The organism is Palleronia sp. (assembly GCF_042089775.1).
Lineage (GTDB): Bacteria > Pseudomonadota > Alphaproteobacteria > Rhodobacterales > Rhodobacteraceae > Palleronia.
In genome coordinates, this window is the sequence record NZ_JBELKF010000001.1 from 123,129 (window position 1) to 136,556 (window position 13,428).

14 protein-coding genes are annotated in these 13,428 nt (G+C 68.1%); 4 read left to right on the plus strand and 10 right to left on the minus strand.

The features are described 5' to 3' along the window. Positions 1-24: 24 nt before the first annotated feature. From rnr to dapD, 6 genes are all read right to left on the minus strand, one after another. Complete coding sequence (rnr, locus tag ACFDS3_RS00620; protein ID WP_375260386.1) at positions 25-2,295, minus strand: ribonuclease R; 2,271 nt, start codon at positions 2,293-2,295, stop codon at positions 25-27. 43 nt (positions 2,296-2,338) lie between these two features. Beyond that, the gene (locus tag ACFDS3_RS00625; RefSeq protein ID WP_375260387.1) at positions 2,339-2,761 is read right to left on the minus strand and encodes a GNAT family N-acetyltransferase; all 423 of its coding nucleotides are present in this window, start codon (positions 2,759-2,761) and stop codon (positions 2,339-2,341) included. Further along, a complete protein-coding gene (gene dapE / locus ACFDS3_RS00630; protein WP_375260388.1) occupies positions 2,758-3,888 on the minus strand; it encodes a succinyl-diaminopimelate desuccinylase in 1,131 nt (376 codons plus the stop codon). Before dapE ends, ACFDS3_RS00625 begins: the two co-directional genes overlap by 4 nt. A 61-nt stretch (positions 3,889-3,949) precedes the next feature. Next, the gene (locus ACFDS3_RS00635) at positions 3,950-4,273 is read right to left on the minus strand and encodes a hypothetical protein (RefSeq protein WP_375260389.1); all 324 of its coding nucleotides are present in this window, start codon (positions 4,271-4,273) and stop codon (positions 3,950-3,952) included. Between the two features lie 90 nt (positions 4,274-4,363). Further along, on the minus strand, positions 4,364-4,612 hold the full coding sequence (locus ACFDS3_RS00640) for a GlsB/YeaQ/YmgE family stress response membrane protein (RefSeq protein ID WP_375260390.1): 249 nt from the start codon (positions 4,610-4,612) through the stop codon (positions 4,364-4,366). 120 nt (positions 4,613-4,732) lie between these two features. Continuing rightward, complete coding sequence (gene dapD, locus ACFDS3_RS00645) at positions 4,733-5,560, minus strand: 2,3,4,5-tetrahydropyridine-2,6-dicarboxylate N-succinyltransferase (protein ID WP_375260391.1); 828 nt, start codon at positions 5,558-5,560, stop codon at positions 4,733-4,735. 89 nt (positions 5,561-5,649) lie between these two features. Here dapD and ACFDS3_RS00650 point away from each other — a divergent pair, with 89 nt between their 5' ends. After that, positions 5,650-6,507, plus strand: a complete 858-nt coding sequence (locus ACFDS3_RS00650; protein WP_375260392.1) for a TIGR00730 family Rossman fold protein — start codon at positions 5,650-5,652, stop codon at positions 6,505-6,507. Here the strand turns inward: ACFDS3_RS00650 and rlmN are convergent. Beyond that, positions 6,504-7,688: a 23S rRNA (adenine(2503)-C(2))-methyltransferase RlmN gene (rlmN, locus tag ACFDS3_RS00655; RefSeq protein ID WP_375260393.1), complete on the minus strand. Its 1,185-nt coding sequence runs from the start codon at positions 7,686-7,688 to the stop codon at positions 6,504-6,506. The two genes, ACFDS3_RS00650 and rlmN, sit on opposite strands and share 4 nt — an antisense overlap. Positions 7,689-7,821: 133 nt before the next feature. Then, positions 7,822-8,349: an invasion associated locus B family protein gene (locus tag ACFDS3_RS00660; RefSeq protein WP_375260394.1), complete on the minus strand. Its 528-nt coding sequence runs from the start codon at positions 8,347-8,349 to the stop codon at positions 7,822-7,824. A 173-nt stretch (positions 8,350-8,522) separates the two neighbouring features. On the opposite strand from ACFDS3_RS00660, the gene ACFDS3_RS00665 reads away from it, so the two are divergent. Next, complete coding sequence (locus tag ACFDS3_RS00665) at positions 8,523-9,506, plus strand: asparaginase (protein ID WP_375260395.1); 984 nt, start codon at positions 8,523-8,525, stop codon at positions 9,504-9,506. Here ACFDS3_RS00665 and serB read toward each other — a convergent pair. Both serB and ACFDS3_RS00675 read right to left on the minus strand, forming a co-directional pair. Further along, positions 9,503-10,372, minus strand: a complete 870-nt coding sequence (gene serB, locus ACFDS3_RS00670) for a phosphoserine phosphatase SerB (protein WP_375260396.1) — start codon at positions 10,370-10,372, stop codon at positions 9,503-9,505. The genes ACFDS3_RS00665 and serB overlap by 4 nt on opposite strands. Before the next feature lie 69 nt (positions 10,373-10,441). Next, positions 10,442-11,590, minus strand: coding sequence for a TIGR03862 family flavoprotein (locus ACFDS3_RS00675; protein WP_375260397.1), 1,149 nt, complete (start codon positions 11,588-11,590; stop codon positions 10,442-10,444). Between the two features lie 100 nt (positions 11,591-11,690). On the opposite strand from ACFDS3_RS00675, the gene ACFDS3_RS00680 reads away from it, so the two are divergent. Together ACFDS3_RS00680 and ACFDS3_RS00685 are read left to right on the plus strand one after the other, a co-directional pair. Further along, the gene (locus tag ACFDS3_RS00680; protein WP_375260398.1) at positions 11,691-12,623 is read left to right on the plus strand and encodes an ABC transporter ATP-binding protein; all 933 of its coding nucleotides are present in this window, start codon (positions 11,691-11,693) and stop codon (positions 12,621-12,623) included. Further along, on the plus strand, positions 12,620-13,381 hold the full coding sequence (locus ACFDS3_RS00685; RefSeq protein ID WP_375260399.1) for an ABC transporter permease: 762 nt from the start codon (positions 12,620-12,622) through the stop codon (positions 13,379-13,381). Before ACFDS3_RS00680 ends, ACFDS3_RS00685 begins: the two co-directional genes overlap by 4 nt. The last annotated feature ends 47 nt before the right edge of the window (positions 13,382-13,428 follow it).

The window sequence follows — 13,428 nt, forward strand, 5'->3', positions numbered from 1 at the left end:
ATCCTGCACCCGGGGCCGGGGGCGTCAACCCCGGCGGGTGCGCTTCACCTTGCGGTCGCGTGCGGTCTTCTTGGCCTTTGCCTTGCCCTTGGCGCGCTTGGGTGGCGGGCCGCCGCGGCGGGTGCGACCGCGCGAGGACGGGGCGGACAGGGCCGCGCCCTCGGCCTCCAACAGGTCGAGGACGAGGCCGCCGGTGGCCGGGACGGCGTCGGCGATCCGCACCGTGACGCGCTGCCCGAGGCCCAGCGTCAGGCCTGTGCGGTCGCCCATTAGCGTCTGTGCGTCGGCGTCGAAGTGGAAATACTCGCCGCCAAGCGCCCGGACCGGCACGAGGCCGTCAGCCCCCGTCTCGTCCAGCTTCACGAAGAGGCCGAACTTCTGCACGCCCGAGATCCGGCCCGTCATTTCGGAGCCGACCCGCTCGGACAGGAATGCGGCGAGGTAACGGTCGGTCGTGTCGCGCTCGGCCAGCATCGAGCGGCGTTCGGTCCCCGAGATGTGCTCGCCCGTCTGGGGCAGGTCTTCGATGTCGTGCGGGGTCAGCCCGTCCTTGCCCCAGCCATGCGCGGCGATCAGCGCGCGGTGCACGACGAGGTCGGCATAGCGGCGGATGGGCGAGGTGAAATGCGCGTACTGCTTCAGCGCGAGGCCGAAATGGCCGAAATTCTCGGGGCTGTAATAGGCCTGCGTCATCGACCGCAGCGTGCTCATGTTGATGAGCTCGTCGAACTCGGTGCCTTGGGCCTGCGCAAGAAGCTGGTTCAGGTGGCGGGTCTGCAGGACCTGCCCCTTGGCCATCGTGAAGCCGGACGCTCCGGCCACCTCGCGCAGCGCCTCGAGCTTGTCGGGCGAGGGTTCCTCGTGGACGCGGTAAAGGAGCGCCGTGCGCCGCTTGCCCAGTTCCTCGGCGGCGGCGACGTTGGCGAGCACCATGAATTCTTCGATCAGCCGGTGCGCGTCGAGCCGGTCGCGGAAGGCGACGGAGGTGACGCGGCCGTCGGGCGACAGCTCGATCCGGCGCTCGGGCAGGTCAAGCTCCAGCGGCTGGCGCTTGTGCCGCGCCGTGCGGAGCGCGTGGTAGGCGTTGAAGAGCGGCACGATGACCGGGTCGCGCAGGGATTCGGTCTTATCGGTGGGCTCGCCGTCGTAAGCCGCCTGCGCCTCTTCGTAGGACAAAGCGGCGGGCGAGCACATCAGGCCACGGTGGAACTGGTGGCCGATCTTGGTGCCTTCGCGGTCGAGCACCATGCGCACGGCAAGGCAGGCACGCTCCGCCCCTTCATGCAGCGAGCACAGGTCGCCCGACAGCGCCTCGGGCAGCATCGGCACCACGCGGTCGGGGAAGTAGGTGGAGTTGCCGCGCTTGCGGGCCTCGCGGTCCAGTTCCGAGCCAGGGCGGACGTAGTGGGCGACGTCGGCGATGGCGACCCACAGGACGTGGCCGCCCTGGTTGCGGGGATCGTCGTCGGCATGGGCATAGACGGCGTCATCGTGGTCGCGCGCGTCGCTGGGGTCGATGGTGATGAGGGGCAGGTCGCGCAGATCGGTGCGGTCGCCCAAGGGGACGGGCTCGGCCGCTTCGGCCTCGGCGATAACCTCGTCGGGGAAGTGGTCGGGGATGCCGTGCTGCGCGATCGCGATGAGCGACACCGACTTCGGCTCGGACGGGTCGCCCAGCCGGTCGAGGATGCGGGCGCGAGGCAGGCCCATGCGGTCCTTCGAGCCGACACGCTCGGCCTCGACCAGTTCGCCTTCATGGGCGCCGTGGGTGTCGCCCGGGCGGACCAGCCATTCCTTGTCCGACCCCTTCTCGATCGGGACGATCCGCCCGCCTTCGGCCCCTTGGCGGAAGATGCCGAGCATCCGCATCGCGGTGCGGTTCAGCTTGCGGATCAGGCGCCCTTCATAGGCGTGATCCCCGGCCTTGACCTGCGTCAGGCGCAGCAACACCCGGTCGCCGGCGCCGAGCGCGGCGTCGGACTGACGCTCGACGATGAGGATGCGCGGCTCGGGGCCGTCGCCGGTCCATTCCAGCGGCTTGGCATGAAGGTCCCCGTCGGCATCGGGGCGCATGACCTCGCAGACCGACACGGGCGGCAGCGTGTCGGGGTCGCGATAGGTCTTCTTGCGCTTTTCGAGGTGCCCCTCTTCCTCGAGCTCTTTCAGCATCCGCTTGAGGTCGACGCGCGCCTGCCCCTTGATCCCGAAGGCGCGGGCGATGTCGCGCTTCGCGGTGAGCGTGGGGTTGTCCGAGATCCAGCGCAGGATGTCGGCCTTGGTGGGAAGATCAGCCATATCGCCGCCTTGTAAGTCTGGATGCCCGGCGACGGAACCGCGCCTAGAGCGTGAGTGTCATGTCCCGGTGCGGGATGCCGGCATCGTCGTAGATGGGGCCGTGCGCCTCGAAACCAAGGCCACGGTAGAAGTCGAGGACCTGCATCTGCGCGCCGAGCTTCGCTTCGACGATGCCCCGTTCGTCGCGCAGCAGGCCCAGCGCGGCCTGCATCAGCGCCCGGCCCACGCCCGTCCCGCGCAGGGGTTGCAGCACGCAGACCCGGCCGATCTTGGCCGTGGGCGGGGTCAGGAACATGCGCAGCGTGCCGACCGCCTGCCCGTCGAGCCGGGCGAGCATGTGCACCGCCTCGCCGTCGCGGCCGTCCCATTCGAGGTCCTCGGGGACGTTCTGTTCCTCGATGAACACGGCGCGGCGCAGGGCGCGGCAGGCGTCCATGTCGTCGGTGCGGGTGACGAGAAGGCTCATGCGAAGTACCCCCGGATGATGCGCCCGTAGATGGCGGCCAGCTGATGGATGTGGGCGACTTCGACCCTTTCGTCCACCTGGTGCATCGTGCTTCCGACGAGGCCGACCTCGACCACCGGGCAGTGGTTCTTGATGAAGCGCGCGTCGGACGTGCCGCCGGAGGTGGAAAGGACCGGGATGCGCCCGGTCTCGGCCTCGACCGCCCGTTGCACGAGGTCGGTCAGGGGGCCGGGCGGGGTCACGAAGCTTTCGCCCGAGATCTTGATGTCGAGGTCGAAGGTCACGCCGGTTTCACGTGCAACATTGTCGGCCTCGGTCCGCAGCCAGTCCGACAGGTCTGCGCCGGTGTGGTCGTCGTTGAAGCGGATGTTGACCATCGCGCGGGTGGCGCCGGGGATGACGTTGTTCGCCGCGTTGCCGGTATCGAATCCCGTTATTTGCAGCGTCGAGGCATCGAAATGGTCGGTGCCGTTGTCCAGCGGCTGCGCGGTCAGGCGCGCGAGGTAGGCGACCATCGCGTGGATCGGGTTCAGCGCCCGGTGCGGATAGGCCGAGTGTCCCTGCCGCCCGGTGGCCTTGACCCACGTGGTCATCGAGCCGCGGCGGCCGATCTTGACCATCTCGCCCATTTCGTCGGGGCAGGTGGGTTCGCCCACGATGCAGGCGTCCATGCGCTCGCCTGCCGTGTCCATCCAGTCGAGGATCGCGGCGGTGCCGTCCACGCCGTTGCCCTCTTCGTCGCCGGTGATCGTCAGGACCAGTGAGCCGGGGCAGTCCTGCGCGGCGTCGATCGCCGCCGCGACGAAGGCCGCCACGCCAGACTTCATGTCGCAGGCGCCCCGGCCGTAGAGCGTGTCGCCCCGGATCTCGGCCCCGAACGGGTCGCCCGTCCAGTCGGCGGGATCGCCCACCGGCACCACGTCCACGTGGCCGTTGAAGCCCAGGGTCGGGCCTTTGGTGCCGTAGCGGGCGTAGAGGTTCGGGATGCCGTTGCGGTCGGCGCGCGCGCAGGTGAACCCGGCCTCTTCCAGCACGCGCGGGACCAGCGCCACCGCGCCGGCCGAGTCAGGCGTGACCGAGGCTTCGCGGATCAGCTCCTGCGTGAGGACGACGGGATCGACGGACATGGAACCTCCTGCTCTGCTTGTTTTCCTTACGCCCCGCAGGGGGCGGGGGCAACGCAGGCGGTCAGTCGTCCTCGTCGTAAAGGGGGGTGGCCTGCGCGACGATCACCGCGTTTTCGGCGGCGGCGCGCTCCATCAGGGCGCGCTCTTCGTCCTCGATCTCTTCGCCGTCCGACAGCCGGTCCTGCAACGTGCCGTAGCCCGTCACGTCGAGCGGCGACAGGTCGGCCTGCTTGAGTACCGCGACCGTCTCGCGCACGGCCTCGGCCTCGTCCACGCCGCTGGCGTAGCACAGCAGCGCGGCACCGGTGGAGCCGTCGGGCAGCCCGTCGTCGGCGCTTCGGCCAGTCTGGACGAGAAGGGTATAGACGTGGTGTTCGCGGGCCATGGTGGGTCCTCTATCACCGGGGTCCGACATGCGAAAGCCGGGACCGTGGCCCCGGCTTTCGATCTCAGGAAACTCGTGAAACGGGAGAGGTCAGGCGCGTCCGCGGATCGCGCGCCAGATGGCGATGAGCCCGCAGGCTCCGATGATCGCGACGATCAGGTAGGCGATCCAGCTGTCCGAAGAATACAGCCCCAGCAGCGTCCCGAGGATGAAGTTCAGCACAGCGGCGCCGAGGATGCCGAGAATGATGTTGGTCAGCAGGCCGTGGTCCGCCTTCATGATCTTTTCAGCGATCCAGCCGGCGAGGCCGCCCAGGATGATCGTGATAATCCAGCCCATGTTGATGTCCCTCGAGATTGTTGGCTTCGACCGAAACGGCGCCCGGAACGGCTGGTTCCCGGGCGCGCTCAGATTCCCTCAAGCCCCTGGGATCAGACCGGCATCATGCAGATCCACCCGTCAGTCCCGCAGCAGCTCGTTGATGCCGACCTTGGCGCGGGTCTTTTCGTCCACGCGCTTCACGATCACCGCGCAGTAGAGGTTGACGTTGTTCTTCGACGGCATCGAGCCCGAGACGACGACGGAATAGGGCGGCACCTCGCCATAGGTGACCTCGCCCGTCTCGCGGTCGACGATCTTGGTGGACTTGCCGAGGTAGACGCCCATGCCCAGAACCGCGCCTTCACGCACGATGCAGCCCTCGACCACCTCGGAGCGCGCGCCGATGAAGCAGCCGTCCTCGATGATGGTCGGGTCGGCCTGCAGCGGCTCGAGCACGCCGCCGATGCCGACGCCGCCGGACAGGTGGACGTTCTTTCCGATCTGCGCGCACGACCCGACGGTGGCCCAGGTGTCGACCATCGTACCCTCGTCGACATAGGCGCCGAGGTTCACGAAAGACGGCATCAGCACGACGCCCTTGCCGATGAAGGCGGACTTGCGGACGACCGCGTTCGGAACGGCGCGGAAGCCGGCGTCGCGCCAGCGGTTCTCGCCCCAGCCGGCGAACTTGCTGTCGACCTTGTCCCACCAGCCGCCGCCCTGCGGGCCGCCGGGATGGATCTCCATGTCCTTGATGCGAAAGCCCAGAAGGACCGCCTTCTTGGCCCACTGGTTCACGTGCCAGTCGCCGCCCTCGCGCTTTTCGGCGACGCGCAGGCTGCCTTGGTCCAGCGCTTCGAGCGTGGCCTCGATCGCCTCGCGCGTCTCGCCGCCGGTCTGCGGCGTGATGTCGGCGCGGGACTCCCACGCGGCTTCGATGGCGGATTCGAGCTGGTCGTGGGACATGCGGGACGGTCCTTTCGTGGCGGCTGGTCTGGCCCCGAGGCTATAGGACGGCTATGTGCGCCCTGCAATGGACGGAGCTTCCTGACCTAATGACCGACCACACCGCATCGCCCTTTCGCGACGCGCCGACCGACCGGCGCACGGCAGAGGAAGTCCCCGATACGCCGCAGACACGCGCGCCAGCCTACAGGCTGGCCTTCGCGGATGACGAGTTCCTCGGCCGGCCCGAGCTGCGCCCGATCCGCCTTCAACTCGAGCTGTTGAAGCCCGAGATGGTGATGGCCGAGAAGAACATCGAATCGACCATCGTGATGTTCGGGGGCGCCCGCATCCGCGAGAATCCGGCCGATGCCAAGTCCGAGGCGATGGCCGATCTGTCGCGCTACTACGACGAGGCGCGGGCCTTTGCGCGGGCGATGACCGAACGCTCGATGCAGAGCTATGGGCGCGAGAACGTCATCGTGACCGGCGGCGGCCCCGGCGTGATGGAGGCCGGCAACCGCGGCGCCGTCGATGCGGGCGGGCAGTCCATCGGTCTGAACATCGTGCTGCCGCACGAGCAGGCGCCGAACGAATACGTGACGCCGGGCCTGTGCTTCAACTTCCACTACTTCGCGATCCGCAAGATGCACTTCCTGATGCGGGCGAACGCGATCGTGGCGTTCCCGGGCGGGTTCGGGACCATGGACGAACTGTTCGAGGCGCTGACCCTGATCCAGACCGGCCGGATGGAGCGGATCCCCGTCCTGCTGTTCGGTCAGGCGTTCTGGGAGAAGGTCGTCAACTTCGCGGCATTGGCCGAGGCGGGCACCATAGCCGAAGTCGACCTGGGCCTGTTCCAGTTCGTCGAGACGGCCGAGGAAGCGATCCACGCCATCGACACCTGGAAACTGCCCGAAGAGCCGCGCGAGACCGTGCCCGGCCGCCCCGAGCCGAAGCGGGACTAGGCCCGCGCTTCGGTCTCGATCTGGCGCTTGGACTTCCGCTCACGCTCGGTGTCGGACTTCAGCTGACCGCAGGCGGCCATGATGTCCTCGCCCCGCGGCGTCCGGATCGGCGAGGCGTAGCCGGCCTTGTAGACGATGTCGGCGAAGGCCCGGATGCGGTTGTTCGACGACCGCTCATAAGGCGAGCCGGGCCAGGGGTTGAACGGGATCAGGTTGATCTTGGCGGGGATGCCGCGGATCAGCTCGACCAGCCGGTGGGCGTCTTCGTCGCTGTCGTTCACGCCCTTGAGCATCACGTATTCAAACGTGATCCGCTCGGAGTTCGACAGCCGGGGATATTCCTTGAGCTCGGTCAGCAGCGCCTCGATGTTCCAGCGCTTGTTGATCGGCACCAGGTTGTCGCGCACCTCATCCGTGGTCGCGTGGAAGCTGACGGCCAGCAGGCAGCCGATCTCCTCGGCGGTGCGGGCGATCATCGGCACCACGCCGCTGGTCGACAGGGTGATGCGGCGGCGGGACAGGCTGATCCCCTCGCCATCCATCGCGATCTTCATCGCGTCGCGCACGTTGTCGAAATTGTAGAGCGGCTCGCCCATCCCCATCAGCACGATGTTCGACAGAAGCCGCGTCTCGTCATGGGGATTGCGGCCGGGCTCGGGCCATTCGCCCAGGTCGTCGCGGGCCACCATGATCTGGCCGACGATCTCGCCCGCGGTCAGGTTGCGCACCAGCCGCTGCGTGCCGGTATGGCAGAACGAACAGGTCAGTGTGCAGCCGACCTGGCTGGAAATGCACAGGGTCCCGCGCGATTCTTCGGGGATGTAGACGGCTTCGACCTCGTGCCCGCCATTGATCCGCAGCAGGTACTTGCGGGTGCCGTCTGTGCTGACCTCCTTGCGGACGATCTCGGGGACGCGGATGGCGAAATGCTCGTCCAACTGCGCACGGTAGCCCTTGGCGAGGTTCGTCATCTCGGCAAAGTCGCGCACGCCGCGCTGGTAGATCCAGGCCCAGACCTGCCCGACGCGCATCTTGGCCTGCTTCTCGGGCGTACCGATGGCAATCAGCGCGTCGCGCATCTGGTCGCGGGTCAGGCCCACGAGATTCGTCTTTTCCTCCGGCGCGGCCTTGCGCGGAAGGGTCAGCACGTCTTGCGTGATCGGCGTCTGGGGCGCGGACATGGGCGGACTCTCGAATTGCGGAATGGGCGGCATATAGGGGATGCCGGGGCTTTCGTGAACCCCTGGCCCGTCGGACCCGCCAACGAAAAGGGCGACCCGCAGGCCGCCCGGTTCATTCCAACGTGGCCGCGAATCAGCTCGCGCAGCGCTCTTGCGCTTCGTCCAGCGCGGCCGTGAACCCGTAGAGCGAGAACGTGTCCTGCGTCTGCGTGCCCCGTGCCGAGCGGGCGGTCAGCGTGGCGTCGGCACCGCGGCGCAGCGCTGCGACGATCTGGTCGTCCTCGGCTTCGCTCGCCGGCCAGGCCCACTCGCCTTCGGTGAACAGCTCGAACTCGGTGCCGCCCACATCGAGGTTCACGGTCGAGCCGTCGGCAAAGGGATAGCCGCCGGTGAACGAGACCTCGCCCTCGACATTGGCGCCGGGACGGAAGGTCACGAACAGAAGGATGTCGCCGCGGCGCACGTCCACGATTTCGCCGCCGCGCGTGTTGCGTGTGCTGGTCGGGCTGGACACGCTCCAGCATTCCTTGGGGTCGTCCTCGACGAAGACGCTCCAGGCCGTCTCCACCGCGACGCGGTTGGTGCTTTCGTCCTGTGCGGACGCGACCGTGGCCGCGCCGAACATCATCAGACCCGTGAGCGATCCGAGAAGTGCTTTCATACGTCTCTGAGCCTCCAGCTCGTGTCTGCCTCGGCCATACCGCGCCAGCCCTCTTTTCGGGACTCCACCCGGTCGGCTCCACCTTCTGTTAATCCGTGGCACTCTAATGGTAAAGCCGTCGGGCGAGAAAGCCCTTTGGGCAGAAAATCGCCGGATGGTGATGAGGAGGTGAGATGTCCGATCCGATCCCGATGGTAGAGCTCTGGCGCGGTGATCTGCGGGAGTCGGTGCATCTGGGCCATGCCGTGGCGTATCACTCCACGGGCGGCGTGATCGAATCCTGGGGCGATCCCGACGCGGTGATCTATCCCCGGTCGTCGTGCAAGATGCTGCAGGCGCTGCCGATGGTCGAAGCCGGCGTGTCCCTGTCGTCCGAACGGCTTGCGCTGGCCTGCGCCTCGCACGAGGGTGCGAGCGTCCATGTCAACGCCGTGCGCGGCTGGCTGGACGAGATGGGGCTGAGCGACGACGATCTCATGTGCGGGCGCGAACGGCCGCGCGACCGTTACCTGCAAGAGGCGCTGGTCCGCGAAGGGACCGAGCCCGAGCAGGTCCATAACCAGTGTTCGGGCAAACACGCGGGCTTTCTGCAGTTCCACCGTCACCTGCGGGCCAAGGGCGCCTATATCGATCCGGACGGCCCCGTCCAAAGGGCGGTGCGCGATACGTTCGAGGATCTGACCGGGATGAAGAGCCCGGGCTACGGGATCGACGGCTGCGCGGCACCGAATTTCGCGACGACGGTAACGGGGCTGGCTCGCGCCATGGCCGCGTTCGCCGCCGCCGAAGAGGGCAAGAGCACGCGGCGCAACGCCATGTTCGCGCTGCGCGAGGCGATGATGGCGCACCCGTTCCTGGTGGCGGGGCAGGGCAAGACCGCCAGCCGCTTCATGGAGGCCGCGAAAGGCCGCGTCGCCGTGAAGCCGGGGGCCGAGGGCGTCTACGTCGCCATCCTGCCCGAGCGGCGGATCGGCATCGCGCTGAAGATCATGGATGGCGCGGGACGCGCGGCCGACACCGCGATGGCCGCCCTTCTGACGCGCTTTGGTATCTTCAAGCCTGAGGCCTATGCGGTGCGCGCGGTTTGCGACGCGCCGATCCTGAACCGGGCCGGCGTTCAGGTCGGGGTCACCCGGACGGCGCCGGGATTCGTCTAGGCGGTCACGAACTCGTCCCGCGCGTAGCCCTGCAGGAACAGAAGCGCCGTAAGGTCGCCGTGGTTGATCCTGAGATCGACCTCGGCGGCGACGACCGGCTTGGCGTGAAGCGCAACGCCCGCGCCGGCCAGCTTCAGCATCCCCAGATCGTTCGCCCCGTCGCCGACCGCCATCGCACGGTCGAGGCCGATCCCGCGTTCGTCGCAGATCCGGCGCAGCGCCGCGACCTTGGCCTCGCGCCCCAGGATCGGCTCGGCCACGCGGCCGATCAGCCGTCCCTCTGACTCGATCAGCGAGTTGGCGAGGTGCTCGTCAAAGCCAAGCGCCCCCGCAACGCGCTGCGTGAACTGGGTGAACCCGCCCGAGACCAGCGCACAATAGCTGCCATTGGCCCGCATGGTCGCGATCAACTCGCGGCCTCCGGACGTGAAGGTGATGCGCTCGGTCCAGACACGCTCGACCACGTCCGCCTCGAGCCCTTCGAGCAGGCCGACCCGCTCGCGCAGCGCACCTTCGAAATCCAGCTCGCCGTTCATGGCGCGGGCCGTGATCTCTTTCACGAAGGCGCCGACGCCGGCCAAGTCCGCCAGCTCGTCGATGCACTCCTGCCCGATCATCGTCGAATCCATGTCGGCGACGAGCACGTCCTTGCGCCGTCCCTCGGCCGGTTGAAGCGCAAGGTCGATGCCGACCTTCTGCGCCTCGGCCCAGACCTCCCACAGGTTTGCGGGCGCAACCTCGAGCTTGAACTCGGCGGCGCGAGCGGGGTCGAGCCAGACCGCATCGCCGCCGCCCCAGGCATTGCGCAGCGCGTCGACGAAGGCGGGATCGAGGCGCTCGGCGGCGATCAGGGTGGCGACATGCATGGGCGCGGGCTCCGGGTCAGGTCTGGGCGCGCTTCGCATAGCGTCGCCCGGTAGCGAGGGGAAGGGAGGTCAGAGCCCGAGGAACCTCACCGCCGCTTGACCCGCATGGCGGCCGGTGGCGAGGCAGGCGGTCAACAGATAGCCGCCCGTCGGGGCCTCCCAGTCCAGCATCTCGCCGCAGGCGAAGGTGCCGGGGCGGTCCTTCAGCATCAGGTCCTCGTCGAGCGCGCCCCACATCAGCCCGCCCGCAGTCGAGATTGCCTCGTCGAGGGGGCGCAGGCCGGCATGGTGGACGGGCAGGCGCTTGATCAGGGGGGCGAGGTCGTCCGGCAGGGGGCGGGCGAACTCCATCAGCAGCGCGCGCTGCGCCGGGGCGAGGCCCAGCTTGCGCAGGCGGTTGCCAAGGCTGCCCTTCGCGCGGGCCAGGCGGGTGCGGATCTCGGCCTCGGTCAGGTCGGGCTTGAGGTCCAGCGCCAGCGCCGCCCCCTCGCGCACCGCGCGTGAAACCGCGTAGATGCCGCCCCCCTCGAGGCCGGTGCGCGCGATCACGAACTCGCCCCGCGCCTCCGCGCCGCCCACCAGAAGCGAGACGTTCTTCACCGGAGCGCCGAAAAGCGGCGTCATGTGCTCGGACCACGCGACCGATAGCCCCGCATTGGCGGGCTGGAACGGGGCGACCGGCAGGCCCTCGGCCAGAAGCAGCTCGGCCCACGCCCCGTCCGAACCCAGCCGCCGCCAGCTTGCCCCGCCCATCGCCAGCACCGTCGCCCGCGCTTCGACCCGCACCGGCCCCTCGGGCGTGTCGAAGCCGTCCCTGGTCCAGGTCCAGCGCGTGCGCAGCTGCGCCCCGTAGCCGTCGAGCCGCGCAAGCCACGCCCGCAACAGCGGCGACGCCTTCATCGCCACCGGAAACACGCGCCCGGTGGAGCCGGTGAACAGCGGCTGTCCCAGCCCCTCGGCCCAGGCGCGGATCTCGGTCGGGCCGAACCCGGCGGTGATCCGGGGCACCGGCCCCGCACCGGCCCCGTAGGCGGCGGCGACCAGCGCGGGGTCCTCGTCCTTGGTCAGGTTCAGCCCCGATTTGCCGGCCATCAGGAGCTTGCGGGCGGGCGAGGGCATGCGGTCGGCCACCAGCACGCGCGCGCCTGCGCGGCCAAGTTCTTCGGCCGCCATGAGGCCCGCGGGCCCTGCGCCCACCACGATTGCATCGGTCTTCATGCGCGCGGTGTAGCCTGCCCCTGTGCGGTAGCGCAAAGGGCTGCGGCTTCCCCTATGCCTCCGGGCTGCTACGTTCGCCTTCGAATCCCCGGGAGTGCCCATGTCCGCGATCGTTTCCGTGAAGAACCTGTCCAAGCGCTACGAGGGCGGCGTCCATGCCCTGAAGGACGTGGACCTCGACATCAAGGACGGCGAGATCCTCGCCCTGCTCGGCCCGAACGGCGCGGGCAAGACCACGCTGATCTCGTGCATCTGCGGCATGGCGTCGATCACGTCCGGCAGCGTGTCCGTCGGGGGGCACGACAACGTCCGCGCCTATCGCAAGGCGCGGGCGATGATCGGCCTCGTCCCGCAGGAGATCAACCTGCAGCCCTTCGAGACGGTGATGAACACCGTGCGCTTCACCCGCGGCCTCTTCGGCAAGCGCGGCGGCGCCGACCATATCGAGCGCGTGCTGCGGTCGTTGTCCCTGTGGGACAAGCGCGAGGCGCAGATCCGCGAGCTGTCGGGGGGCATGAAGCGCCGGGTGCTGATCGCCAAGGCGCTCAGCCACGAGCCGAAGGTCCTGTTCCTGGACGAACCGACCGCGGGCGTGGATGTCAGCCTGCGCAAGGAGATGTGGAACACGGTCGCCGACCTGCGCGAGCAGGGCGTCACCATCATCCTGACCACCCACTACATCGAAGAGGCCGAGGCAATGGCCGACCGCATCGGCATCATCTCGGAAGGCGAGATCAAGCTGGTCCGCGACAAGCAGGCCTTGATGCACGAACTGGGGCGCAAGCGGCTGGTGATCGAGCTGTCCGAACTCGCCTCCGAGCTGCCGCAGGGGCTGGACGAGTTCCCGCTGGAGCTTGGCGCCGAGGGCCGCGACCTGACCTATACCTACGTCACCGGCGGCGACGGCACGGGGATCACCCGGCTGCTGAACGGGTTGCGCGAGCGCGGCTACAAGGTCCGCGACGTGCGGACCGAGCAATCGTCGCTCGAAGATATCTTCGTCGACCTCACGGCAGGGGAGGGCCGCGCGTGAACCTTTACGCAATCTGGGCCATCTACCGCTTCGAGATGTCGCGCGCCTTCAGGACCATCACGCAGACCGTGGTGTCGCCCGTCCTGTCCACCTCGCTATACTTCGTAGTGTTCGGCGCCGCCATCGGCAGCCGCATCGAGGAGGTCGAGGGCGTCAGCTACGGCGCCTTCATCGTGCCGGGCCTGATCATGCTGACGGTCATCACGCAGTCGATCTCGAACGCGTCGTTCGGGATCTACTTTCCGAAATTCGTCGGCTCGATCTACGAACTTCTGTCCGCGCCCGCCTCGTTCCTCGAGATCACGGCGGGGTACGTCTTTGCGGCGGCGACGAAATCGCTGATGATCGGCATCATCATCCTGTTGACCGCGTTCCTGTTCGTGGATCTCGACATCCAGCACCCGCTGTGGATGGCGGTGTTCCTGGTCCTGACCTGCCTGTCCTTCAGCCTGATGGGCTTCATCATCGGCATCTGGGCCACGAATTTCGAGCAGCTCCAGCTCGTGCCACTGCTGCTGATCCAGCCGCTGATCTTCCTTGGCGGCACGTTCTACTCGATCTCGATGCTCCCCGGCGTGTGGGAGACGATCAGCCTGTTCAATCCGGTGGTCTACCTCGTCTCGGGCTTCCGCTGGTCGTTCTTCGGGATGTCCGACGTCGCGCTGGGTTGGTCGCTTCTGGCGATCGTCGGATTCACCGGCGCCTGCATCGCGATCATCGGCTGGATCTTCCGCACCGGCTGGCGGATCCGCGACTGACGGTCTCGTGGGTTATCTTTCGCGCGATCATCGCTAAGTAGGGGCCC

Coding starts and splice junctions, on each gene's coding strand:
- ACFDS3_RS00650 (WP_375260392.1), top strand. CDS start 5,650: ATGACCGACCACACCGCATCGCCCTTTCGCGACGCGCCGACCGACCGG.
- ACFDS3_RS00635 (WP_375260389.1), bottom strand. CDS start 4,273: ATGGCCCGCGAACACCACGTCTATACCCTTCTCGTCCAGACTGGCCGA.
- serB (WP_375260396.1), bottom strand. CDS start 10,372: ATGCATGTCGCCACCCTGATCGCCGCCGAGCGCCTCGATCCCGCCTTC.
- ACFDS3_RS00680 (WP_375260398.1), top strand. CDS start 11,691: ATGTCCGCGATCGTTTCCGTGAAGAACCTGTCCAAGCGCTACGAGGGC.
- ACFDS3_RS00660 (WP_375260394.1), bottom strand. CDS start 8,349: ATGAAAGCACTTCTCGGATCGCTCACGGGTCTGATGATGTTCGGCGCG.
- rlmN (WP_375260393.1), bottom strand. CDS start 7,688: ATGTCCGCGCCCCAGACGCCGATCACGCAAGACGTGCTGACCCTTCCG.
- ACFDS3_RS00625 (WP_375260387.1), bottom strand. CDS start 2,761: ATGAGCCTTCTCGTCACCCGCACCGACGACATGGACGCCTGCCGCGCC.
- dapE (WP_375260388.1), bottom strand. CDS start 3,888: ATGTCCGTCGATCCCGTCGTCCTCACGCAGGAGCTGATCCGCGAAGCC.
- rnr (WP_375260386.1), bottom strand. CDS start 2,295: ATGGCTGATCTTCCCACCAAGGCCGACATCCTGCGCTGGATCTCGGAC.
- ACFDS3_RS00665 (WP_375260395.1), top strand. CDS start 8,523: ATGTCCGATCCGATCCCGATGGTAGAGCTCTGGCGCGGTGATCTGCGG.
- ACFDS3_RS00640 (WP_375260390.1), bottom strand. CDS start 4,612: ATGGGCTGGATTATCACGATCATCCTGGGCGGCCTCGCCGGCTGGATC.
- dapD (WP_375260391.1), bottom strand. CDS start 5,560: ATGTCCCACGACCAGCTCGAATCCGCCATCGAAGCCGCGTGGGAGTCC.
- ACFDS3_RS00675 (WP_375260397.1), bottom strand. CDS start 11,590: ATGAAGACCGATGCAATCGTGGTGGGCGCAGGGCCCGCGGGCCTCATG.